The sequence below is a fragment of the Streptomyces sp. CB02400 genome, assembly GCF_001905725.1.
In the GTDB taxonomy this organism is placed as follows: Bacteria; Actinomycetota; Actinomycetes; order Streptomycetales; family Streptomycetaceae; genus Streptomyces; species Streptomyces atrovirens.
In genome coordinates this window covers 871,589-893,787 of record NZ_LIWB01000001.1, presented here as the reverse complement: position 1 = coordinate 893,787, position 22,199 = coordinate 871,589, and the positions used below count along the sequence as shown (strand labels likewise).

18 protein-coding genes are annotated in these 22,199 nt (G+C 72.5%); 4 read left to right on the top strand and 14 right to left on the bottom strand.

Translation table 11 applies throughout. The annotated features are described in order from the left end of the window. Positions 1-6 precede the first annotated feature (6 nt). Complete coding sequence (locus AMK33_RS03840) at positions 7-3,930, bottom strand: glycoside hydrolase family 2 TIM barrel-domain containing protein (RefSeq protein ID WP_073931221.1); 3,924 nt, start codon at positions 3,928-3,930, stop codon at positions 7-9. Positions 3,931-4,179: 249 nt separating this feature from the next. On the opposite strand from AMK33_RS03840, the gene AMK33_RS03835 reads away from it, so the two are divergent. The 3 genes from AMK33_RS03835 to AMK33_RS03825 are packed head-to-tail and all read left to right on the top strand — an operon-like array spanning position 4,180 to position 6,275. Beyond that, positions 4,180-4,704: a precorrin-3B C(17)-methyltransferase gene (locus AMK33_RS03835; RefSeq protein ID WP_073931220.1), complete on the top strand. Its 525-nt coding sequence runs from the start codon at positions 4,180-4,182 to the stop codon at positions 4,702-4,704. A gap of 36 nt (positions 4,705-4,740) precedes the next feature. Then, the gene (locus tag AMK33_RS03830; protein ID WP_073931219.1) at positions 4,741-5,622 is read left to right on the top strand and encodes an ABC transporter ATP-binding protein; all 882 of its coding nucleotides are present in this window, start codon (positions 4,741-4,743) and stop codon (positions 5,620-5,622) included. Further along, entirely contained in the window at positions 5,619-6,275 is a 657-nt protein-coding gene (locus AMK33_RS03825) for a hypothetical protein (protein WP_073931218.1), read from the top strand. The genes AMK33_RS03830 and AMK33_RS03825 overlap by 4 nt, the downstream gene beginning before the upstream one ends. A 131-nt stretch (positions 6,276-6,406) precedes the next feature. On the opposite strand, the gene AMK33_RS42365 is transcribed toward AMK33_RS03825, so the two are convergent. From AMK33_RS42365 to AMK33_RS03770, 11 genes are all read right to left on the bottom strand, one after another. Next, positions 6,407-7,693, bottom strand: a complete 1,287-nt coding sequence (locus AMK33_RS42365) for an RICIN domain-containing protein (RefSeq protein WP_073931217.1) — start codon at positions 7,691-7,693, stop codon at positions 6,407-6,409. An 818-nt stretch (positions 7,694-8,511) separates the two neighbouring features. Beyond that, positions 8,512-9,024: an O-acetyl-ADP-ribose deacetylase gene (locus tag AMK33_RS03815; RefSeq protein ID WP_073931216.1), complete on the bottom strand. Its 513-nt coding sequence runs from the start codon at positions 9,022-9,024 to the stop codon at positions 8,512-8,514. Further along, positions 9,021-10,430, bottom strand: a complete 1,410-nt coding sequence (locus AMK33_RS03810; protein ID WP_073931516.1) for a phytoene desaturase family protein — start codon at positions 10,428-10,430, stop codon at positions 9,021-9,023. The genes AMK33_RS03815 and AMK33_RS03810 overlap by 4 nt, the downstream gene beginning before the upstream one ends. 101 nt (positions 10,431-10,531) lie before the next feature. Continuing rightward, positions 10,532-11,377 (bottom strand): inositol monophosphatase family protein, encoded by an 846-nt coding sequence (locus AMK33_RS03805; RefSeq protein ID WP_073931215.1) that lies wholly within the window; start codon positions 11,375-11,377, stop codon positions 10,532-10,534. A gap of 100 nt (positions 11,378-11,477) precedes the next feature. Beyond that, a complete protein-coding gene (locus AMK33_RS03800) occupies positions 11,478-13,307 on the bottom strand; it encodes a gamma-glutamyltransferase family protein (RefSeq protein WP_073931214.1) in 1,830 nt (609 codons plus the stop codon). A 68-nt stretch (positions 13,308-13,375) separates the two neighbouring features. Then, positions 13,376-14,707 carry an MFS transporter gene (locus AMK33_RS03795; RefSeq protein ID WP_073931213.1) on the bottom strand — a complete coding sequence of 444 codons (1,332 nt, stop codon included), beginning with the start codon at positions 14,705-14,707 and terminating at the stop codon, positions 13,376-13,378. Between the two features lie 3 nt (positions 14,708-14,710). Beyond that, on the bottom strand, positions 14,711-15,565 hold the full coding sequence (locus tag AMK33_RS03790) for an ABC transporter ATP-binding protein (protein WP_073931212.1): 855 nt from the start codon (positions 15,563-15,565) through the stop codon (positions 14,711-14,713). Next, positions 15,562-16,614 carry a FecCD family ABC transporter permease gene (locus AMK33_RS03785; protein WP_073931211.1) on the bottom strand — a complete coding sequence of 351 codons (1,053 nt, stop codon included), beginning with the start codon at positions 16,612-16,614 and terminating at the stop codon, positions 15,562-15,564. Before AMK33_RS03785 ends, AMK33_RS03790 begins: the two co-directional genes overlap by 4 nt. Beyond that, the gene (locus AMK33_RS03780; protein ID WP_073931210.1) at positions 16,611-17,654 is read right to left on the bottom strand and encodes a FecCD family ABC transporter permease; all 1,044 of its coding nucleotides are present in this window, start codon (positions 17,652-17,654) and stop codon (positions 16,611-16,613) included. The genes AMK33_RS03785 and AMK33_RS03780 overlap by 4 nt, the downstream gene beginning before the upstream one ends. Further along, positions 17,651-18,712, bottom strand: a complete 1,062-nt coding sequence (locus tag AMK33_RS03775; RefSeq protein WP_073931209.1) for an iron-siderophore ABC transporter substrate-binding protein — start codon at positions 18,710-18,712, stop codon at positions 17,651-17,653. The genes AMK33_RS03780 and AMK33_RS03775 overlap by 4 nt, the downstream gene beginning before the upstream one ends. Positions 18,713-18,860: 148 nt before the next feature. Further along, complete coding sequence (locus AMK33_RS03770) at positions 18,861-19,631, bottom strand: helix-turn-helix transcriptional regulator (RefSeq protein WP_073931208.1); 771 nt, start codon at positions 19,629-19,631, stop codon at positions 18,861-18,863. A 79-nt stretch (positions 19,632-19,710) separates the two neighbouring features. Here AMK33_RS03770 and AMK33_RS03765 point away from each other — a divergent pair, with 79 nt between their 5' ends. Then, positions 19,711-20,775, top strand: a complete 1,065-nt coding sequence (locus AMK33_RS03765; RefSeq protein ID WP_073931207.1) for a lipoate--protein ligase family protein — start codon at positions 19,711-19,713, stop codon at positions 20,773-20,775. A 22-nt stretch (positions 20,776-20,797) separates the two neighbouring features. On the opposite strand, the gene AMK33_RS03760 is transcribed toward AMK33_RS03765, so the two are convergent. Together AMK33_RS03760 and AMK33_RS03755 are read right to left on the bottom strand one after the other, a co-directional pair. Beyond that, complete coding sequence (locus AMK33_RS03760) at positions 20,798-21,151, bottom strand: nuclear transport factor 2 family protein (protein ID WP_073931206.1); 354 nt, start codon at positions 21,149-21,151, stop codon at positions 20,798-20,800. A 46-nt stretch (positions 21,152-21,197) separates the two neighbouring features. Beyond that, positions 21,198-22,166 (bottom strand): LnmK family bifunctional acyltransferase/decarboxylase, encoded by a 969-nt coding sequence (locus tag AMK33_RS03755; RefSeq protein ID WP_073931205.1) that lies wholly within the window; start codon positions 22,164-22,166, stop codon positions 21,198-21,200. Between the last annotated feature and the right edge of the window lie 33 nt (positions 22,167-22,199).

Genomic DNA, 22,199 nt, shown 5'->3' with positions numbered 1-22,199 from the left:
TGTCCCCTATTCGGTCGCCGTGGGCCGGCGTGAGGCCGCCATCGCCTCGTCCACGTCCGTGAGCGGGCGCAGCCGGTAGGTGTACGTGTGATCGCGGTCGGCGAAGAGCTTGAACTCGTCGTGGGTGTGCGCGCCCCAGCTGTTGTCGCCGCCGACGCCCATCTGACGGTGGTTGACCCGCAGGACGACCGCGTCCCGCGGGGTGAGCTGGTAGTCGTGCCGGGCGCCGGCCGACAGGTCCTCGGGGGTGAAGTGCGAGGCGTTGACCTCCAGGAGGGGTTCGCCCGACACCAGCAGGCCGCGCCCGGCGCCGTCGGTCAGGGCTGCCCAGCGGACGTCGGTCTTGTTGCCGTTCTCCTGCGGGCGGATGTAGGGGGTCCACTGGTCGGCCACGGTCGACGTGTAACGGCCCACGTCGGTGCCGGTGTTGCGGTCCCAGTGGTTCTCCTCGGGGCCGCGGCCGTAGTAGTGCAGGCGGTCCAGGCGGCGCGGCAGGAACAGCAGCGTGCCGACCTCCGGGATGTACGGCAGGTCCGACGCGCCCGGGTGCAGGGTGTTGTCGACCTTGATCTCGCCGTTGCCGAACACCGTGTAGGTGGTGGTGTACGTCGACTCGGTGGAGGTCGGCAGGGTGCCGCCGACCGTGATCTCGACGGCCCGCTCGCCGAGGGCCCGTACGGTGACGCCGGTGACCTTCCGCCGGGCGCCGGCGTCGCGCCAGGTCTGGTTGCGGGTGTGCTGGCCGTTGCCGTGGTCGTTGTCGGTGGGCGCCCGCCAGAAGTTGGGCACCGGCCCGGAGGTGATCAGGCGGGTGCCCTTCGCCTCGTAGGAGGTGATGGTGCCGCTGCTCTTGTCGACGGTGACCGAGAAGTCCTTGCCGGTGATCCTGATGTCGTCGTCGCGGTTCTCGTGGCGCAAGGCCGGGACGCGCGACAGCGGTACGGGGGTCACGGCCGGGCTTCCGGCGTCGAGCGGGAGCTGCTGCCGGGCCACCTCGAATCCGGCCTCGGCCCACTTCGTGGACTCCTTGGTGGTGAAGGAGAGCCGGAGGAAGTACTCCGCCCCCGGGGCCGGGTCCTTCGGCAGGCGTACGGGCAGGGTGATGTCCTTGTCGGACTGCGGCGGCACGTCGAGCTGGTCCCGGGTCAGCCTTCCGCGCCGTACGACCTCGCCGTCGGCGACGAGTTCCCAACGGCCGTCGAACTCACGGACGTTGGTGAACAGGTACTCGTTGGTGAGAGTGACGGCACCGGGGTCGCCGTCGTCGGAGGTGCGGGCGGCGTTGATCGCCTGGTAGACGCGTTTGATCTCGGCGGCCTTGCCGGTGTGACCGCGGTCGGCGGTGACGATGCCGTCCGCGACGAACGCGCCGTCGTTGGGGTTGTCGCCCCAGTCGCCGCCGTAGGCGAGGAACCTCTTCTCCTCGGGCCGCTTCTTCCTCACCTCGACGGTGGCGGCGTCGAACCAGAACCGCACACCGTCGTCACCGGGTCCCCGGTCGTCCGAGGCCAGTTCGGCGGCGGTGAGGGCGCGTGCGTAGACGCGGGCGCGGCGGATGGTGCCGCTGAACTCGCGGGTCTGGTTGTCGGCGTCGGACGCGAGGGCGAGCGGCGCGGTGTTGCTGCCGGGGCGCCGGGTGGTGGTCCGGGTGCCCTTCACCGCGCCGTCGGCGTACAGGGTCAGCGTGCCGGCGTCCGCGTCGAAGACGCCCGCGATGTGGTGTTCGCGGCCGGTCCAGTCGTCCGGCAGCGCCCAGCTCGCGGTGATCCACTGGCCGCCGCCGTGGATGAAGAACTCCAGGGTGTCATTGGTCTGTTTGAGCGCGTACTGGGTGTCGCCCTTGGCGAGGATGGGCTGGTGGTAGCCCGTGTACCGCGGAGTGACCCACGCCTCCAGAGTCAGTGAACCCGTGAGGTCGAGGCTGTCGTCGCGTTCGAAGACCGTGATGCCGGACAGGCCCTTGTCGCGGTCGAGGCTGCCGCGGGTGGCGAGGATCTCGCCGCGCAGGCCGGCCGGCCCGGACTCGGTGAGCAGGGTGCGGGCGGGGACGGGCGTGTAGAGGGACTGGTCGACGAAGTCCCAGATCCAGCCGCCCTGGAGGACGTCGTGGCGGCGGACGACGTCCCAGTACTTCTTGAAGTTGCCGTTGGAGTTCCCCATCGCGTGGGAGTACTCGATCATGACGTACGGCCGGGTGTCGGCGGTGTCCTCGGCGCGCTGCTCGATGCGTGACGGGCTCTCGTACATCCTGGAGCGGATGTCGCTGGTCCCCGGCCGGTCGTCGCCCTCGTACTGGATGACGCGGGTGGGGTCGTAGGAGCGGATCCAGTCGTGCATGGCGGTGAAGGTGGAGCCGCCGCCGGCCTCGTTGCCGAGTGACCAGATGACCACCGAGGGGTGGTTCTTGTCGCGGTGGACCATGTTCTGGGCGCGGGCGACGCAGGCCGCCGTCCACTCCGGGTGGTCCCCCGGGTACTCGGAACGGATGCCGTGGGTCTCGAGGTTGGTCTCGTCGACGAGGTAGAGGCCGTACTCGTCGGCGAGTTCGTACCACAGCGGGTTGTTGGGGTAGTGCGAGGTGCGGACGGAGTTCATGTTCATCCGCTTGATGAGGGTGATGTCCTCGACCAGGTTCTCGCGGGTGAGGGCGGTGCCTCGGGCCGGGTGCATCTCGTGGCGGTTGGTGCCGCGGAAGGAGACGGGTCTGCCGTTGATCCGCATCAGCCCGTCCTTGATGGCGAACTCGCGGAACCCGACGCGGTGGGACAGGGTTTCGACCACTTTCCCTGCCGGGTCGCGGAGTCTGAGGACGGCCGTGTAGAGGTTCGGCTGCTCGGCCGACCACAGCCGGGGCCGGGTCACGGCCTTCGAGGCCCGTACGGTGACGTCCTCGCCGGCGTCGGCCGTGCCGAGGTCGGCGGTCTGCTTCAGCGGACGGGACCAGACGGCGTGGCCGCGGGCGTCGTACAGCTGGGTCTCGACGGTGTAGCGGCCCGACTCGCCGCCGCCGTACGCCCGTACGCTCGCGGTGACCGCCAACTCGCCCTGCGCGTAAGTGTCGTTCAGCGGGGTGTCCAGCTTGAAGTCGCGCAGGTGCACGGCCGGGGTGGAGTAGAGGTAGACCGAGCGGAAGATGCCGCTCAGCCGGATCATGTCCTGGTCCTCCAGCCAGTCGCCGTCGGCGTAGCGGTACACCTCGACGGCGATCTGGTTGGTGCCGGGCCTGAGGTGGTCGGTGATGTCGTACTCGGACGGGGTGTAGGAGTCCTCGTCGTAGCCGACGAGTTCGCCGTTGATCCACACGTAGTGGGCGGACTTGACGCCCTCGAAGTGGAGGAAGGTGCGCCGTCCCTTCCAGTCGCGCGGGACGGTGAAGGTGCGCCGGTACTGGCCGACCGGGTTGTAGCGGGTCGGGGCGGCGGGCGGCTGCGGGTCCTCGCCGCGGCCGTTGGGGCCCCAGTACGGATAGGTGATGTTCAGGTAGATCGGGAAGTCGTGGCCGTGCAGTTGCCACACGGACGGGACCGGGATGGTGTCCCAGTCGGCGTCGTCGGTGTCGGTGCGGTGGAAGTCGGCGTCGCGGTCCTCGGGGCGGTCGGCGTAGGCGAACTTCCAGGTGCCGTCGAGGCTCTGCCGGTAGGGCGAGCGGGTGCGGTCGGCGGCGAGGGCCTGGCGCACGTCCGCGTACGGCATGAGCGTGGTGTGCGGCGGCTGGGTGCCGAGCCGGAAGACGCCGAAGTCGTTCCACTCCGGGGGCGCGTCGGCCGCCGCCCGCCGGCCGGCCGCGTGCGCGGCACCGGGCGACGCGGACAGGGCGAGGGCGCCGAGCACGGCTGCGCCGGACTCCAGGAGACGGCGGCGGCTGACGACCGGCCGTCCGGGGTGGGGGAACCGGCCGGCGGGAGACAGGTGCGGATGCGGATGCGGCATGACCGTGGCCTTCCTCGGTACGACAGAGCACTGCGCGGACTGAGGGCACGTCGGACTCCCCCTCGACGCACCGCCGGACGGACGACGTTGTGCCAGGGAAGAATCACAACTGCTGGTGACGGAGCAACTACTGAGCCAGCCACACCCTAGGACTCGAACACAAACGAAGCAATGATCCCGTCGGGGTTTGTGCGGTCCTGGTGGTTCGGCCGGGCCCTCCGGGCTTCTCCCGTCTGGAATGATCTGGCCATGCCACGGACGTGCCCCCGTCTTCTCGTCGCCCTGCCGTTCGTCCTGCTCGTCGCCGTGACGGCCGGATGCGCCGATACGGCGGCCCGTTCGTCCGAGCCGCAGGGTCACTGCCCCCTTCCCGAGGAGCGGGGACCGACGCCCTCCCCCTGCGTCACCTTCGACTGGAACCAGCGGCTGGCGGAGAACCACGCGTACCGCGAGCGGACAACGATCACCGCGGAGCAGAAGGAGGCGGCCGCACCGCGGGCGGAGGCACTGGCCGCGGCCTTGGAGGAGCATGCGGACGCCGGAACCACGGACGACGGGCTCCGGGCAGCCGCCGCCGGTGCCGTCGGAGTACCGCCGGAGGGGATCGAGATACGGGAGCGGGGCTTCGGTGTCCCCGATCGCGGTGTGCTGGTCGGCGGCGGCGAAGGCCGGGTGTGCGTCAACGGCACGGTCGATGCCGCCGACCGCGTCGAAGTGGAGGTCGTCGGCCGCACCGTCGAGGGCACGTGTCTGCCGGGCGAGGGCGGACACTGACATCCGGAGCGATACCGTACCGAGGAGTCGACTTTGTTGCACTGCGAGGCCGTCTGCAAGCGCTACGGCAGGGGGCGATGGATCCTGAGCGACGTGGACATGGAGGTCACGGCCGGAGAGGTCCTCGCGGTGGTGGGCGGCAACGGCTCGGGGAAATCGACGCTGCTGAGGATCCTGGTGGGGCTGTCGCGGCCCACGTCCGGGACGGTGTCGGTCCGGCCCCGGCGCATCGGTTACGTACCGGACCGCTTCACCGCCCATGACCGTGTCTCGGCGATCTCCTACCTCACGCACATGGGGCGCATCCGCGGTATGCCGGGTTCCGCGGCCCGCGCTCGGGGACGCCACCTGCTGGACCGGCTGTCCCTGGTGGGCGGCCAGGACGCACCGCTGCGCACCCTGTCCAAGGGCAACGCCCAGAAGGTGGCGCTCGCCCAGGCCCTGCTCGTCGAACCCGACCTGCTGGTTCTGGACGAACCCTGGTCGGGCCTGGACGTCTCGGCCCACGGGGTCCTGGCCGAGTTCATCGACGAGGCCGCCGCGCGGGGCGGGGCGGTGGTCTTCACGGACCACCGTGAGGCGATCACCGGGACATACGCCGACGGCGCCTACGCCCTCCACGACGGCCGGGTGACCCGGCTGGGTGGGCAGCACACCGCGGGACACGCCTCGTTGGTCGAACTGGTCCTCACCGTACCGACCACCGGCGTCCCGCCGGTCGAGGTGGACTGGCGCGCCCTGCCGGGCGTGGTGGACGCCTCCGGCCGGGACGAGTCGGTCGTCCTGCGGGTGGCGCGTGAGCACTCGGACGCCGTTCTGCTGACGGCACTTCAGCACCACTGGTCGGTGGACGGTCTCGCCAGGGCCGCTGCCGGCCGTGCCGGCCACCGGGTGGACTCCGGGAGGGCGGCCCTGTGATCGCCCTGGTCCGCTACATGTTCACGGTGATGCTGCTCTCCCAGCGCTATCTCGCGCCCCTGCTGCTGTTCGTCGGCCTGCTGGCCGTGCTGACGAGCAGTGACTCCGGTCCGCTCGCCGCCACCTACGCATCGGCGGCCGGGGCCCTTCTGGTGTGCTCCGTCTGGCTGACCATGGCCCTGGTCGGCCTCGAGGACCGGACGCACCGGTCGGTCCTCGTCGTCAGCGTCGGCAGCCGCCTTCGGACGCTCCTCGGATCGGTCACCACGGCCGTCCTCTGGTGCCTGCTGCTGACCGTGGCCGGTCTGGGGCTGCCCCTGGTGTTCGGAACCCACTCTCCCGTCCTCGCCGACCTGGTGCTGGGTGCCGAAGCCCAACTCACCTGCGCCTTCACCGGCATCGCCATCGGACTGGTCTGCTCACGCCCGGTCGTTCGGCGGCAGGGTCACGCCTTGGTCCTCGCCCTCGTACTGGTGCTGGCCGCGCTGCTGGCGAAAGGCGTCTCCCCGGTCAACGTCCTGCTCACCGACCTGCAGAACACATCGGACTCGACCGGTCTCCTCGGATCCACGGCCGTGCTGCTCGTCGTGGCCACGGGCGTTCTGGCGGTCGGGGCGGCGATCACACACGCGGTCACCCTGAGGAAGGACTGAGCACCCTCCGCCGGCACTGCGGCGACGACCGCCCCGCACACCCGCGCGCCGCGCACCGACCGCGCCCGGGGCCCGTCGACACCGATGCCGCTGCCGACCGCGGAGGGCGGCCCTCGGCCCGGGGGACGGGGTCAGCCTCGCCGCCAGGTCTGGTTGGCGGTGCCGGTACAGGGCCACAGCTTGACCGGCGTGCCGTCGGCCTCCTCACCCCACCACACGTCGACGCACTTGTTGCCGGCCTTGAGGGACACCAGGTCCTCGGCACCGTTGATCTCGAACTTCTGCCCGCTCGACCCGTCGCACCGCTGCAGCCGGACGGCCGTGCCCTTCTCCACCGACCCTCCGTCCAGTCCCATGCACAGGTCCTCGCCGATGCGCAGGGTGCTGTCGGTGTCGTGGAAGGACCAGACCTGGGCGCCTTCCGAGGCTCCGCAGGGCTGGATGACCAGTTCCGCCCCGGCTCCCCGGGAACTCGCGGTGAGGCACTTGCCGGTGTCGGCGCTGACGATCCGGGCGGCGGCGACGGTGACCGTCGTGTCCGCCTTCCTCCCGGCCCGCTGGGTCGGCTCCTTCGCCGTGTCCTCCTCCTTCCTCTGCGAGGCGGCCGGCGGACTCGCTTCGGTGACGGAGCCGGAGTCGTCCGGGGAAGCCTTGCCGTCGCCCTTCCCCTCCTTCTGGCCGTCGCCCTTCCCCTCCTTCTGCCCGCCCTTCTCGTCGTCGCCTTCCTCGCCCTTCGACGAGCCGGCCGGAGCGTCGTCCTTCGAGGGCTCGGCGACATAGACGCCCGGCGGCGGCTGCCCCTCCTGACCGTCGAGCAACTCCCGGGAGTCGGCAGCCGCGGTGGCGTGGCCCTCGCGCCGCTCGTCCCGGTCGTTGCCGGCCATGATCAGCAGCGGTACGGCGAGCAGGACCACCCCGGCGATTCCGGCGGCGGCCAGCATGGGGGCCTTCGGCCTCCCCGGCGCACCGTCGCCGTCGCCGCTCCCCCGTCCGGCACCGTCGGACCGGCGGGCACCGTCGAGTGCGACAGCCAGTCCGGACAAGGAGTCCGCGGTGCCGCCCGGTGACGCGGTGCGGGCCGGTGTGGCGGTGTCCGCCGCTGTCTCCGGCCGTTCCCCGCGGTCCGTGTCCGGTTCCGCGGCCCCTTCCCGTGCCTCCGGCTCGTTCGCGGCCGAGGCCGTCCCGGACCCGGTAGTGGCAGTGGAGAGGGTTTCCGTCTCGCCCCGGCCGGTCTCGCCTGTCCTTGCGGTGCCCTCGGCGGTGACGGCCGTACTACGGCGCGGGGCGGGCCGCAGTACGGCCTGCCCCACGTCGTCGCCCGCCGGGGGCAGCACCACCGCGCGGCGGACCGGCGGCCCGCCCTCGGTGCCGGCCGGGTGGGCGGACGCACCGTCACCTGACCTGCTCTGGCGTGACATCGCTCGTTCTCCTTCGGTCTCACGGTTGTCTGCCGCATGGCAGCCGGGGCGCGGTGCCGGGTTCACGACACCACCGGCCTCCACCGGGCGTGGACGGCTGCCGCACGAACAGCGCTCCGCCGGGGGTGATGAGCACGGCGCCGCCCGGGGCGATCACCTCCGGCTCCCAGCCGCCGGCGGTCCGCCCGGCCGGGCAGGACCGGTCCGTTCGCTCGTGCCTTACGCCGGAGAGCACCGGCCGCACCCGGCCGGTGCCCCGGTCCCGCAGGGTGTCCAGGACGTCGCACGGCCGCGTCCTGCGTGTGGGCGTCCCGTGCCGGCCGGCACGGTGGCCGTGCCCTCCCCACCGACAGCCAGGGCCGACTCGGCCGGGGCGGGGCCGGAGAGCCGCCCGGCCCGCTCGCCCGGGAGACCACCTCCCCGCACGGCGCCGGGCGGTTCCCGCGTCGGGTCCGGTCCGCCCGCCGGTGGGCTGCTCGCTCATCGTCTCCTCACGGCCCTGGACCGGCCCGGCAGACCCCGCGCCGTCTCCTGCCCTCGGGACCACCGGCCGGGGCACCACACCGCGCACGGGGTGCCGCTCCCGCACGTCTACGCCGGCGGGATCGGATCGGTCCATGGCCACCGCGGCACCGTAGCGAGGCCGGGTGACCGCAAGACGTCCGCGACATCACTCCACCGACCCCCGCGCGTACCCTCCTGTTCACCTTTTCCCGTCGCGTGGCCGAGGGCGGCGGTGGTCCCGGCGCCCGTCAGGCGGTACTTGGGGCCCTGCCGTCGACGGTGCCCGACCGGCTGCGCGGCTCCCGCGGTTTCCGTCAGCCCGGTTGCCGGGCGAACGCCTCGTACGCCCGGTCGTCGAAGAGGACGAATCTCACCTCTTCGACGGCGGTCGGCGTGTTCCGCACCGTCTCCACCGCGATGCGGGCCGCGTCGTCCATCGGCCACCGGTAGACGCCCGTGGAGATGGCGGGGAACGCGACCGTCCGGGCGCCCAGTTCGTCGGCCACACGGAGCGACTCCCGGTAGCAGGAGGCAAGCGGCTCAGGATCGCTGCCCGAACCCTGATGCACCGGACCGACGGTGTGGATCACCCAGCGGGCGTCGAGACGGCCCGCGGTGGTGGCGACCGCCTGGCCGGTCGGCAGGCCCCTGCCGTACCGGGAAGCGCGCAGGGCGCGGCATTCGGCCAGGATCTCCGGGCCGCCCCGGCGGTGGATCGCCCCGTCCACGCCTCCCCCGCCGAGCAGGGACGAGTTGGCCGCGTTGACGATCGCGTCGGCGCTCTGGCGGGTGATGTCGCCCTGGACGAGCGTGATCGTGGTGGTCATGTCTGGCGCAGCCTCCTCCACACGGCCTTCGCCGCGTTGTGTCCCGACATGCCGTGCACGCCGGGGCCGGGTGGGGTGGCCGACGAGCAGATGAAGACGGCCGGGTGCGGGGTCGCGTACGGGAACAGGGAGAGTTTGGGGCGCAGCAGGAGCTGGAGTCCGGAGACCGCGCCGGAGGCGATGTCGCCGCCGACGTAGTTGGCGTTGCGGGCGGCGAGTTCGGGCGGGCCGGCGGTGGCGCGGGCCAGGATACGGTCGCGGAAACCGGGGGCGTAGCGCTCCAGTTGGCGTTCCATGGCGTCGGTGAGGTCGCCGGTCCAGCCGTTGGGCACGTGTCCGTAGGCCCAGAAGACGTGTTTGCCGGCCGGGGCGCGGGTGGGGTCGGCGACGCCGGGCTGCACGGTGATGAGGAACGGCGCGTCGGGGGCGCGGCCCTCGCGGGAGGCGGCGCGCAGGGCGGCGCCGATCTCGTCGCTGTCCGCGCCGATCTGCACGGTGCCGGCGGTGCGGGCCTGGGGCGCGGTCCACGGCACGGGGCCGTCCAGCGCGTAGTCGATCTTGAAGACGCCGGGGCCGTAGCGGTAGTTCGCGTAGTGGTCGCCGAAACCGGCGATGCGGGCCAGGGCGGTGGGCGAGGTGTCGAAGACGTACGCCCGGGCCGGCGGCAGGTCGTCGAGGCGCTTGACCTCGTAGTCGGTGTGGACGCTGCCGCCGAGGTCCTTCAGATACGCGGCGAGGGCGTCGGAGATGGCCTGGGAGCCGCCGCGGGCGACGGGCCAGCCGCGGGCGTGCGCGGCGAGGGCGAAGACCAGGCCGATGGCGCCGGTGGCGAAGCCGCCGAGGGGGGCCATGACATGGGCGACGAGACCGGCGAACAGGGTGCGGGCCCGCTCGTCGCGGAAGCGGCGGGTGAGCCACGTCGACGGGGGCAGGCCGAGCAGTCCGAAGCGGGCGAGGGTGACCGGGTCGCGGGGCAGCGCGGTCATCGGCAGGGACATGAAGTCGCGGGCCAGGGTGTCCCACTTGGGCAGGAAGGGCTCGACGAGCCGGCGGTACGCGCCGGCGTCGCGCGGGCCGAAGGAGGCGGCCGTCTCCCCGACCGACCGGGACAGCACGGCCGCCGTGCCGTCCGGGAAGGGGTGCGCCATGGGGAGTTCCGGGTGCAGCCACTGAAGCCCGTAGCGCTCCAGCGGGAGGGCGCGGAACGCGGGTGAGTTGACGGCGAGGGGGTGGGCGGCGGAGCACGGGTCGTGGTGGAAGCCGGGGAGGGTGAGCTCCTCGGTGCGGGCGCCGCCGCCGACGGTGTCCTTCGCCTCGAACAGGGCCACCGAGAAGCCGCGCCGGGCCAGCTCCACGGCAGCGGTCAGCCCGTTCGGCCCCGCTCCCACCACGACCGCATCGAGCATCGACGGCACCTTCGGACTCCTTCGTCAGCCGACGGCCACTAAAGGATCAGGATATGCCGGGGCGCCGGCGTTCTCCCGGGGCCTTGGGCGGGGGTGTGGCATCAGGCTCCGTCCGTCAGCAGTTCCACCACCCGGCGGGCGGTGGCCGCGTCGCGGGCCGCGGTGAAGGGCAGGGTGTTGCCGCCCCTGATGCTGAAGGGCTCGCCCGCGCGGGTGAGGTGGGTGCCGCCCGCCTCCTCCACGAGGAGCAGACCGGCCGCGTGGTCCCAGGCGGCTTCCCAGGAGAAGGCGGTGGCGTCGGACTCGCCGCGGGCGATGGCCAGGTACTCCAGTCCGGCCGAGCCGCAGGCGCGGGGTGCCACGCCGTCCGTCCACAGGCCGAGCAGGGCGCGCTTCTGCTCGTCCGTGGTGTAGTCCGGGTGGGAGGTGGCCACGCGGAGGTCGCGGCCGGGTTTCGGGGAGCCCGCGCGCAGCCGCTCACCGTCGAGGTGCGCGCCCTGTCCCCGTACGGCCGTGGCGAACTGGTCGCGGGCGGGGGCGTAGGTCCAGGAGGCGTGCACGACTCCGCCCCGCGCGAGGGCGACCAGGGTGCAGAAGCCGCTTTCGCCGCGCACGAACTGGCGGGTCCCGTCGACGGGGTCGACGATCCACACCGGCGCCTCGGCCTGTATCGCCTCGTACGACGCCGGGTTGGCGTGCACCGCCTCCTCGCCGACCACGACCGAGCCGGGCAGCAGGGCGGCGAGCGCGTCCGTGAGGTACAGCTCGGCGTTGCGGTCGGCGTCCGTCACCAGGTCGTGCGGGCCGGTCTTGAGGTCCACCTCGTGCTCGGCGAGCCTCCGCCAGCGCGGCACGATCTCCTGCGCCGCCGCCTTGCGGACCAGTTCCTCCACGTCGGAGGTGTGCCGGGCGAGAAACTCGTCGATGGTTTCGTGGGTCTCGATCATGCCTCCATGAGAGCACGCGCCACTGACAACCCCCACCCGCCCGGTGCACAGCAGGTGGAATCGGGATGAAAATGGGGTGCCCGTCCCTGCCGTCGTGGGCTCAGCGGCCCACCGCGTAGCCCTGCATGCCGCGCGGGTTGGCCGCGGCGGAGAGGACGCCGGTGGCCGGGTCCCGGGCGACCGCGCAGAGCCGGCCCTCCGACCAGGCGTCGCCGACGACCACCTCGTGGCCGCGGCGGCGGAGCGCCTCCACCACCGCCGGGTCCGTACGGGACTCGACGGTGACGCTGCCGGGGCGCATGCCGCGCGGGTAGAAGGAGCCGGGGAAGCTGTCGTTGTGCCAGTTCGGGGCGTCGACGGCGCCCTGGAGGTCGAGTCCGCCGCGCACCCGCTCGCGCAGGGCGACGGCGAGGAAGAAGTGCAACTGCCACTGGTCCTGCTGGTCCCCGCCGGGCGTGCCGAACGCCATGACGGGCACCCCGTCGCGCAGGGCTATGGACGGGGTGAGGGTGGTCCGGGGGCGGCGGCCGGGGGTGAGGGTGTTGGGGAGACCCTCCTCCAGCCAGGTCATCTGCAGCCGGGTGCCGAGCGGGAAGCCGAGTCCGGGGACGACGGGGTTGGACTGGAGCCAGCCGCCGCTGGGGGTGGCCGCGATCATGTTGCCCCAGCGGTCGACGACGTCCAGGTGGCAGGTGTCGCCGCGGGTGCCGCCGTCGGCGGAGACGTCGGGCTCGCCGGGCACGGGGGAGGTCGGGCCCTTGGCGACGGTGGGCTCCCCGACGCCCATCGGGCTGAAGCCGGGGTCCTCGGTGGCCACCACGCGCGCGTGGGCGCTCAGCCGGGGGGTGCGCCCGCCGGGGCTGCCGGGCCGCAGGTCGTGGGAGGCGCGGGGGCCGACCCTGGTCCGCCGCTCGGCGTTGTACTCGGCCGACAGCAGGTCGTCGAGCGGCACCTCGGCCGCGTCCCCGTACCAGGCCTCGCGGTCGGCCATGGCGAGCTTGCAGCCCTCGATCAGCAGGTGCACGTACTCGGCGGAGCCGTAGCGGGGCAGTTCCGGCGGCAGCAGGGCGAGTTGCTGGAGCAGGACCGGGCCCTGGCTCCAGGGTCCGGCCTTGCACACGGTCCAGCCGTCGAAGTCGTACGTCACCGGGGTCTCGTAGGTCGCGGACCAGCCGGCGAGGTCGGCGGCGGTCATGGTGCCGGTGTGGCGCTCGCCGCTGGTGTCCATGGTGGGGCGCCCGGCCTGCCGGACCAGTGCCTCGGCGATGAACCCGGTCCGCCACACCTCCCGCGCGGCGTCGATCTGCGCCTCCCGGTCCCCGGCCCCGGCGACCTCGGCGAGCAGCCGCTTCCAGGTGGCGGCGAGGGCGGGGTTACGGAACAGCTCACCGGGGCGCGGGGACCGGCCGCCGGGCAGATACACCTCGGCCGAGGAGGACCACTCCGTCTCGAACAGCTCCCGTACGGTCTCCACGGTCTCGCCGACGCGCTCCACGGGCGGGTGCCCGTCCTCGGCGTACCCGATGGCGTACTTCAGGACGTCGGCGAGGGTCTTGGTGCCGTGGTCGCGCAGCAGGAGCATCCAGGCGTCGAAGGCGCCGGGCACGGCCGCGGCGAGCGGTCCGGTGCCGGGGACGAGCTCCAGGCCGAGCCCCTTGTAGTGGGCGACGGTCGCCCCGGCCGGGGCGACGCCCTGCCCGCACAGCACCCGCACCTCGCCGCCGGCCGGCGCGAGCAGGATCGGCACCTCGCCGGCCGGACCGTTGAGGTGCGGCTCGACGACGTGCAGGACGAAGGCCCCGGCCACGGCCGCGTCGTAGGCGTTGCCTCCGTCCTCCAGCACGGCCATCGCCGACTGCGAGGCCAGCCAGTGGGTGGAGGACACCATGCCGAAGGTGCCCTGGAGGGTGGGGCGGGTGGTGAACTGCATCTCTCACCTCGGAGTCAGCGCGGCGCCGGCAATGTTGCCCATCTGCTCGGCCCTGATCGGTCAGCAGGCTACCGATCGACTCCGGCGTCCTCACGGTCCGGTGCGGTTCCGGCGTCCTCACGGTCCGGTGCGGTTCCGGCGCTCTCGTCGGCGCGGCGGCGGGCGTCCTCGTCGGTGCGGGCGTCGTAGCTGACGAGTTTGGGGAGTGCTGCGGTGAGCAGGCCCACCGCGGCGACGCAGGCGAGTCCGCCGGTCCAGATCGCGGGACGGGCGCCGGTCCAGCCGGCCATCGCCCCGGCGCGGACCTGGCCGAGCTGGGGACCGACGCTGTAGGAGAGGACCTCGATGCCGGCGAGCCGGCCGCGCAGCCGGTCGGGGATGGTCTGGTTCCAGATGGTCGAGCGGCCGAGACCGCTGAGCATGTCCCCCGCTCCCGCCAGGCCGAGGCACGCCAGGACCAGCCAGACGTTCGACGTCCAGCCGGCCGCCGCCATGGCCAGGCCCCAGCCGGCTGCGCCGAACACCACCAGCAGGCCGTGCCGTTGCGTCCGGGAGACCCAGCCGCTGGTGAGGCTGAGCAGCAGCGACCCGACGGCGCCCGCCGAGTACATCAGGCCCAGCGACCAGTCGGCGTCGAGCTCGTCGGCGAGGAAGGGGAAGATCGTGTTGGGGAAGGCGAAGAACATCGCCGCCAGGTCCACCGCGTACGTGCCCAGGAGCACCGGTCGTGACCAGGCGTACCTGGCCCCTTCGGCGATGCCGCGGAGCGACGGCTTGGCCGCGTGCTCGACGGGCGGCACGGGTGAGAGCCGGCGGCACATCAGGACCGACGCGAAGAAGCAGACCACCGTGGTGGCGTACGCGGGGACGTTGCCCGCGTACGCCACCACGAGGCCGGCCAGCGCGGGCCCGCCGATCGCGCCCGCCTGCCAGCGCAGGGCGTTCAGCGCGGCCGCGGCGGCGAGCTGGTCGTGCGGGACGATCCGGGCCAGCAGCGAGTCCAGGGCGGGGCGCTGGAGTCCCGCGAGTGCCGCGACCCCGGCCGCCACCACGTACAGCGGCCACAGCATGGGGTGCGGCAGCAGCGCGTTCAGCAGCAGGACGACGGCCAGCAGTCCCAGTCCCGCCTCGGTGAGCACGATGACCTTGCGCCGGTCCACCGCGTCCGCGAGTGCCCCGCCGTACAGGCCGAAGACGACCAGCGGCACCAGTTCGACGGCGCCCATCGCGCCCACCGCGAGCGGTGAGCCGGTGAGCTCCTTGATCTGGAGCGGCAGCGCGATCAGCGCCATCACGCTGCCGAGGTAGGTGACCAGGCCCTGCACCCACAGGAGGCGGAAGTCCCGGGAGGAGCGCCAGGGCGCGAGGTCGGGCAGTACTGCGGTGAGCTTCTCGATCATGGTTCAGCGGCTCCCGGCCGCGTGTTGCGGCGACGCGGCCGCGGCTTCGGCGTCCGTGACCGTCGAGTGGTGGCGTCCGATCGGCAGGACGAGGGGCTTGCCCGAGACCGGGTCCTCGATGACGCGGCTCTCCATGCCGTACACGGCCCGGACGGTGTCCTCGGTCATCACTTCCTCGGGTGTTCCGGCGGCGTGCAGTCGCCCGGACGCCAGGGCTATCAGCCGATCAGCGTAGCGGGCGGCCAGGTTGAGGTCGTGCAGGACCATGACGATCGTGGTGCCGCGGGTCCGGTTGAGGTCGGTCAGCAGGTCGAGGACCTCGATCTGGTGGCTGATGTCGAGGAAGGTGGTGGGCTCGTCGAGCAGCAGCAGGTCGGTCTGCTGGGCCAGCGCCATCGCGATCCACACGCGCTGGCGCTGGCCGCCGGAGAGTTCGTCGACGGCCCGGTCCATCAGGTCGGTCGTGTGGGTGGCCTCCAGTGCGGCGGCGACCGCGGCGTCGTCCTGCGCCGTCCAGCGGGAGAGGGCCCGCTGATGGGGGTGGCGGCCCCGGCCGACCAGGTCGAGGACCGTGATGCCTTCGGGGGTGACCGGTGACTGCGGCAACAGGCCGAGGGTGCGGGCGAGTTCCTTGGCCGGGGTGCGGTGGACCTCCTTGCCGTCCAGGAGGACCCGGCCCGCGCGGGGGACCAGCAGCCGGGACATCGAGCGCAGCAGCGTCGACTTGCCGCAGGCGTTGGCGCCGACGATCACCGTGATCCGCCCGGCCGCGAGGGTCAGGTCCAGGCCCTCGATGACGGCGCGGTCGCCGTAGCCGAGCGTGAGGTCCTCGGTGGCGAGGGTGTGGGACGCGGTCACAGTGAGCCTCCGGCCCGGTTGGTGCGGACGATCAGGTGGACGAGGTAGGGGGCGCCGAGGACACCGGTGACGACGCCGACGGGATAGCGGGTGTCGAGGGCGTACTGGCCGGTGAAGTCGGCGACCAGGACGAGCAGGGAGCCGACCAGTCCCGCCGGGACCAGCAGGGAGCCGCCGGTTCCGGTGAGCCGGGCGGCGATCGGGCCGGAGAGGAACGCGACGAAGGCGATCGGTCCGGCCGCCGCCGTGGCGAACGCGATCAGTCCGACGGCGGCGACGATCACCGTGACGCGGGTGCGTTCGACGCGGACGCCGAGCGCGGAGGCCGTGTCGTCCCCGAGGCTGAGCGCGCTGAGGTTGCGGCCCTGGAACAGCAGCACCGGGCCGAGCGTCAGCACGGCCACGACGGTGGGCACGGTCTCCTCCCAGGTGGTGCCGTTGAGGCTGCCGGTGAGCCAGCGCATCGCCGCCTGGAGGTCCCACTCACCGGCCCGTGACAGGACGTAGGAGGTGACGCTGTCGAGCAGGGCGGCGATGCCGATGCCGATCAGGATGAGCCGGGTGCCGGCGACCCCGTCGCGGAACGCGAGGGTGTACACCAGCAGCGCCACCCCGAGCGCGGCGGCGATCGCCAGTACGGACACCTGGGTCTCGCTCAGCGAGAAGGTGACGATGGCGATGGCCGCCGCCGCGCTCGCGCCCGCGCTGATGCCGATGATGTCGGGGCTGGCGAGCGGGTTGCGGAGCATCGTCTGGAAGGTGACACCGGCCATGCCGAAGCTGAAGCCGGCGGTCAGGGCGAGCACCGCCCGCGGCAGCCGCAGCGTGCCGACGGTGAAGGACGCGCCCGGCACCTGCTCGCCCATGACCACGCGCAGCACGTCGGAGGCCGGGTAGAAGGTGTGCCCGGCCATGAGCGAGGTGGCGAAGGCGGCGACGACGAGGACCAGCAGGGCCAGGACGATCAGCCGCCGCCGGTACGCGCGGCGGACCCGGGCGCGGGTGACCGTGCGCTGCGTCGGCGGGGCGGTGACGACGGGGGCGTTCACAGGGATCTGACCTTCTGCCGGCGGACGATGTGGATGAAGAAGGGGGCGCCGACGATCGCGGTCACGATGCCCACCTCGATCTCGGCCGGCCGGGCCACGACCCGGCCCACCACGTCGGCGGCCGTCAGCAGGACGGCGCCGCCGAGTGCGGAGAACGGCAGTGTCCAGCGGTGGTCGACGCCGGCCAGCAGCCGGCAGGCGTGCGGTACGACGAGTCCGACGAAGGCGATCGGCCCGGCGACGGCGGTGGACGCGCCGCACAGCACGACCGCGCCGAGCGCGGCGACCGCCCGCACGAGGGCCACCCGCTCGCCGAGTCCGGCGGCCAGCTCGTCGCCCAGGGCGAGGGAGTTGAGGGCGCGGGCGGAGGCCAGGCAGATGACGAAGCCGGCGGCGAGGAACGGCACGACGCTGCCGAGCTGTGCGTAGGTGGCGCCTCCGACGCCGCCGATCTGCCACAGCCGGAAGGTGTCCGAGATGTCGTTGCGCGGCAGGACGACGGCGCTGACCAGGGAGGCGAGCGCGGCCGAGATGGCGGCGCCGGCGAGGGCCAGCTTCAGCGGGGTGGCGCCGCCGCGCCCCAGCGAGCCGACGGCGTACACGAAGCCGGCGGTCAGGGCGGCCCCGGTCATCGCCGCCCAGATGTATCCGGACACCGACGCGAGGCCGAAGTACGCGACGCCGGTGACCACGGCGAGCGAGGCGCCCATGTTGACGCCGAGGATGCCGGGATCGGCCAGCGGGTTGCGGGTGACGCCCTGCATGACCGCGCCGGAGAGGCCGAGGGCGGCGCCCACGGTGACGGCGAGGAGGGTGCGCGGTACGCGGTTGGCGACCGCGGCCTCCTCCAGGGTGCCCTCCGCTCCGCCGAGCGCCGCCCAGACGTCGGCCCAGGCGACATCTCGGGAGCCGAAGGCGAGGGAGGCGGTCATGGCGGCGAACAGGACCGCGGCGACGACGAGGAGCCAGGTGAAGCGCACCCGCGCCGGACGCCGCAGCGGGGCGGTGTCCGGCGCGGGCGGGGTCTCGGTGACGGTCACGCGGCCTTGTCCACCTTGTCCGCGGCCCCGGCGAGCGCCTTCACGTAGTCCTCCAGGACGTACGGGATGGCCAGCGGGGTCGGGTTGGCGGCGGTGGCCAGCGGGGTGCTGCCGGGCAGCAGGTAGAGGGAGTCCCGCTCGACGGCGGCCAGCTTCGAGGTGAGCGGGTCCTTCTTGAGGGCCTTCAGCAGTTCGCCCTTGTCGTCCCCGTAGCCGGTGATGACGTCGACGTCGTCGAAGTCGTCGATGCGCTCGGCGCTCTTGGTGAGGACGAACTTCTTGGTCGACCCGGACGGTCCGGAGACGCTGGCGGGGATCTTCATGCCGAGGTCGGTGAAGAACTGCGTGCGGGTGTCGTGGGTGGTGTAGAAGCCGACCTGGCTGACGTTCTTGGACGACACGTGCGTCATGAACATCGCCGTCTTCCCCTTCAGCTGGGGGTACTTGGCGGCGGTCTTCTCGATCTGCCCCTCGAGGTCGGCGATCAGTTCGTCGCCCTCGTCGGCCAGTCCGATGGCCTTGCTGTTGAAGCGGATGATGTCGCGCCACGGGGTCGCCCAGGCGGCCTCGGGGTAGGCCACGACGGGGGCGATCTGGCTGAGGGTCTCGTAGTCCTGCTCGGTCAGTCCGGAGTACGCGGCGAGGATGACGTCCGGCTCGGTGTCGGCGACGGCCTCGAAGTCGATGCCGTCGGTCTCGTCGAACAGGACGGGTGTCCTGGCGCCGAGTTCCTTGAGCCGGTCCTCGGTCCAGGGCAGTACGCCGTCCCCGTCGTCGTCACCGAAGTTGGCCTTGGCCATGCCGACGGGGACGACGCCGAGGGCGAGCGGCACCTCGTCGTTGGCCCAGTTCACGGTGGCGACGCGCTTCGGCTTGTCGGGGATGACGGTGGTGCCGAGGGCGTGCTCGATCGTCACCGGGAACCGGCCGGAGCCCTTGGCGCCGGCACCGGCGGCGCCGCTGTCGTCGTTGGTGTCGCCGGACTCGCCGCCGCAGGCGGTGAGTCCGAACAGGAGGGCCGCCGCGAGGGCGAGCGCGCGCAGGCGTGGGGTTCTCATCGGCCCGTGTTCCACTTTCAGTCAAGTTAGGTAAGGCTTGCCTGAAAAGCGTATGGAGCCGGGGCTCGTGGATCAATCGAGTCTTTTCGACAGCCCTTGTAGCGATCGGGACACGGGACAGTGCGGGCTCTCCGGTGCGACGGGCCTCTCAGCGCGCCCGGAACCTGCCGGGAGTCATGCCGGTCGTCCGCCGGAAGGCGGCTCCGAAGGCGCTCGCCGAGCGGTAGCCGACCGCGTCGGCCACCACGTCGACCTCGAAGCCGAGGGACAGCAGGTGCACGGCGTGCTGGGCCCGCACCGAGGCGACCCAGCGGGCGAAACTCGTGCCCGTCTCGCTCTGGAACGCGCGGGTGATCGTGCGGGCGCTGCACCCGAGGGCGGCGGCCCAGCCGGTCAGCGTGCGCTGGTCGGCGGGATCGGCCCGTACGACGTCCACGATCGGCCGCAGCAGCGCGGAGGTGGGCAACTGCACCAGCAGCGCCCGGGACGACGGACGCAGGACGTCGAGCACCATCGCCTCGGCCACGGCCCGGGAGCGGGGCGACAGGTCGGGCTCCTCGAGCCGCTCCAGGAGCAGCCGGAGCAGCGGGGTGATCTCCACGGCCACCGGCACGTCGGGCAGCGCGGACTCCGTACCGTGCCGGAAGAAGTGGGCGCGATAGGAGGTTCCGGCGACCGCGGAGGCGGAGTGCAGCTGCCCCGCCGGCATCCACAGCCCCAGCGTCGGCGTGATGCACCACACCTGGGAACCGACCACGGCGGTGGAGGTGCCGTACTCGTTCCAGAGGAGTTCGTGCCAGGGGTGCGAGTGTTCGTTCCACGTCGTGTCGGCGGCGACGACCTCCTCGTACCCCTTGATCACGAAGGGCACGTCCCCCTCGCCGGCGGCGAGTGCCGGCAGGTCCCTGATGACACGCATGCGCTCAGGCTAACCGCGGACGGGAACAGCGCGGCCCTTGCCGGTGTTGCCCCCCGTGTCAGCAGTGAAAGGCGGAGCCGTGCACGGTGAGTACAAGGTTCCCGGCGGCAAGCTGGTCGTCGTGGACGTGGACGTGGAGGACGGCGTGCTGCGCCGCGCGCGTGTGGCGGGTGACTTCTTCCTCGAACCCGACGAGGCGCTGGACGCCGTGAACCGTGCCCTGGACGGCGCCCCCGCCGACACCGACGCCGCCGGTCTGGCCGCGCGGATCGACGCGGCCCTCCCCGAGGGGACCGTGATGTACGGGCTCACCTCGGACGGTGTCGGCATCGCGGTGCGCCGCGCGCTCGCGCACGCCACCGACTGGACCGACTACGACTGGCAGGTGATCCACGAGGGCCCGCAGCCGCCCGCCCTGCACATGGCGCTGGACGAGGTGCTGACCGCCGAGGTCGCCGCGGGCCGGCGTCCGCCGACGCTGCGGGTGTGGGAGTGGGGCGCCCCGGCGGTGATCATCGGCAGCTTCCAGTCGCTGCGCAACGAGGTCGACCCCGAGGGCGCCCGGCGGCACGGCATCGAGGTGGTGCGCCGGATCTCCGGCGGCGGCGCGATGTTCGTGGAACCCGGCAACACCATCACGTACTCGCTGTCGGTGCCGGAGGCGCTGGTGCAGGGGCTGTCGTTCCAGGACAGCTACGCCTATCTCGACGACTGGGTGCTGGGCGCGCTCGGCGAGATGGGGATCCGGGCCTGGTACCAGCCGCTGAACGACATCGCCACCGACCAGGGCAAGATCGCGGGCGCCGCCCAGAAGCGGATCGTGGGCCCGGACGGCGGCCCCGGCGCGGTGCTGCACCACGTGACGATGGCGTACGACATCGACGCCGACAAGATGCTCGACGTGCTGCGCATCGGCCGGGAGAAGCTGTCCGACAAGGGCACCAAGAGCGCGAAGAAGCGGGTGGACCCGCTGCGTCGGCAGACCGGTCTGCCGCGCGAGGCCGTCATCGAGCGGATGATCGACTCGTTCCGCGCCCGGTACGGGTCGGCGGACGGCAAGGTGACGGACGAGGAGCTGGCCCTCGCGGAGGAACTGGCACGGACGAAGTTCACCACGCCGGACTGGACCGCCCGCGTGCCGTGACGGAGGACCCCCGCCCGTGGGGTCAGACGAGAGGGGTGAAGAAGAAGGTGTCGCGGGTGCGGAAGGCACCGCTCGCGGAGAAGGTGAAGAAGTCCGCGAAGCGCAGTGACACCTCACGCCCGTCGTGCAGCGTCCCGGTGAACGAACCGTGCACCGCCGCGCTGTTCCTCTCCATCAGCACGGTGGCGAGGGTGTGACGGCCCTTCTTGATGACTCGCTGCTTCCGGTAGAAACGCTCCAGGGCCTGCCGGCCGACGAGCGGGTCGTAGCCGGGCCGGCGGTAGACCGCCTTCGGGGTGAAGAGCGCGACGAGTTCGGCCACGTCGCCCGCGTCCACCAGCTCGTAGTAGCGGCGTACACGTTCTTCCCTTTCCATCACCAGCCTCCTCGGATGACCGCGCGCGGGTACGGGGTCCGGTCGGTCACGGTGTGCCGGACGCCGCGCCGAGGTCGAGTTCGATACTCGTGACGGCGAGCAGCTCGCCGGTGGCCGTGTCACGCATCGCCATGTCGGCGATCTCGACGCGCGGGTCGGCTTCGCGGTGCCACCTGCGGACGGAGACGGTGAAGACGGCGCCGGGGTCCGCGTTGCCGAAGTAGCCGAGTTTCTGGTCGACCACCTTGCGCCGCAGGAAGTGTTCGTCGCTGCGCCCGAGCGAGCGCCACAGGCTCAGCAGGGCCGTGTCGAAGATGGAGAAGTACGCCGCGAAGTACACCAGGCCCGCGCCGTTGAGGTCACGGTTGACGTCGAGCACGTATTCGCAGGTGTGGTCCGGGCCGGCCGGTACGAGGCCCTGCGGGTCCTCGGGGTGGAAGCTGCCGGCTTGGCGGGCGCGGCCCACGAGCGTGCGGGGCGAGTAGGCGCTGGGCAGCCGCGGCAGGCCGGCGTAGGCGAAGTCCGGGGGTGCCGCCTCGAACAGGCCCTGGTTGCTGCCGGGGCGGCTGCGGGCTATCCAGCGGTTGACGTTCTCGACGTACAGACAGTCCGGGTGCGGCTCGTCGTGCACCTCGCTCGGCTCCAACGGCCCGCCGGGCAGGTCGAGTTCCGCGGGCGCGAGCCGGTGGAGCGTGAGCGCCGACTGACTGCCGAACTGGAAGACCCGTGAGTCCACCCGGAGTTCGTCACCGAAGGCGAGGCCGTGCGGATGGACGGTACGTCCGCCGCGTACCCGGTAGTAGTAGAAGGACAGGTAGACGGGGTGCCCTTCGGCGGTACGGGCCGCGTGCACGTTCGTTCCGGATGCCGCGGCGACGGCCTCCCAGGTCCAGTCCCCGATGCGTCCGAAGATCAGCGATCCGCCACTGCACATCCCCGGGGACACGGTCACCCGGCGCGACAGGGAAGAGTGATCCGCTGTCCGCACGCTTGGAGTCGTGCTGCTCCGCAGCATGGCTTCTTCTCCCTCGTTGTCTCCCCCGTCACC

What these genes read in the sequence shown, in the direction of transcription:
- AMK33_RS03755 (WP_073931205.1), bottom strand. Translation starts at nt 22,166, where the DNA reads ATGCTGCGGAGCAGCACGACTCCAAGCGTGCGGACAGCGGATCACTCT.
- AMK33_RS03805 (WP_073931215.1), bottom strand. Translation starts at nt 11,377, where the DNA reads ATGATCGAGACCCACGAAACCATCGACGAGTTTCTCGCCCGGCACACC.
- AMK33_RS03770 (WP_073931208.1), bottom strand. Translation starts at nt 19,631, where the DNA reads ATGCGTGTCATCAGGGACCTGCCGGCACTCGCCGCCGGCGAGGGGGAC.
- AMK33_RS03800 (WP_073931214.1), bottom strand. Translation starts at nt 13,307, where the DNA reads ATGCAGTTCACCACCCGCCCCACCCTCCAGGGCACCTTCGGCATGGTG.
- AMK33_RS03810 (WP_073931516.1), bottom strand. Translation starts at nt 10,430, where the DNA reads ATGCTCGATGCGGTCGTGGTGGGAGCGGGGCCGAACGGGCTGACCGCT.
- AMK33_RS03835 (WP_073931220.1), top strand. Translation starts at nt 4,180, where the DNA reads ATGCCACGGACGTGCCCCCGTCTTCTCGTCGCCCTGCCGTTCGTCCTG.
- AMK33_RS42365 (WP_073931217.1), bottom strand. Translation starts at nt 7,693, where the DNA reads ATGTCACGCCAGAGCAGGTCAGGTGACGGTGCGTCCGCCCACCCGGCC.
- AMK33_RS03840 (WP_073931221.1), bottom strand. Translation starts at nt 3,930, where the DNA reads ATGCCGCATCCGCATCCGCACCTGTCTCCCGCCGGCCGGTTCCCCCAC.
- AMK33_RS03775 (WP_073931209.1), bottom strand. Translation starts at nt 18,712, where the DNA reads ATGAGAACCCCACGCCTGCGCGCGCTCGCCCTCGCGGCGGCCCTCCTG.
- AMK33_RS03760 (WP_073931206.1), bottom strand. Translation starts at nt 21,151, where the DNA reads ATGGAAAGGGAAGAACGTGTACGCCGCTACTACGAGCTGGTGGACGCG.
- AMK33_RS03795 (WP_073931213.1), bottom strand. Translation starts at nt 14,707, where the DNA reads ATGATCGAGAAGCTCACCGCAGTACTGCCCGACCTCGCGCCCTGGCGC.
- AMK33_RS03815 (WP_073931216.1), bottom strand. Translation starts at nt 9,024, where the DNA reads ATGACCACCACGATCACGCTCGTCCAGGGCGACATCACCCGCCAGAGC.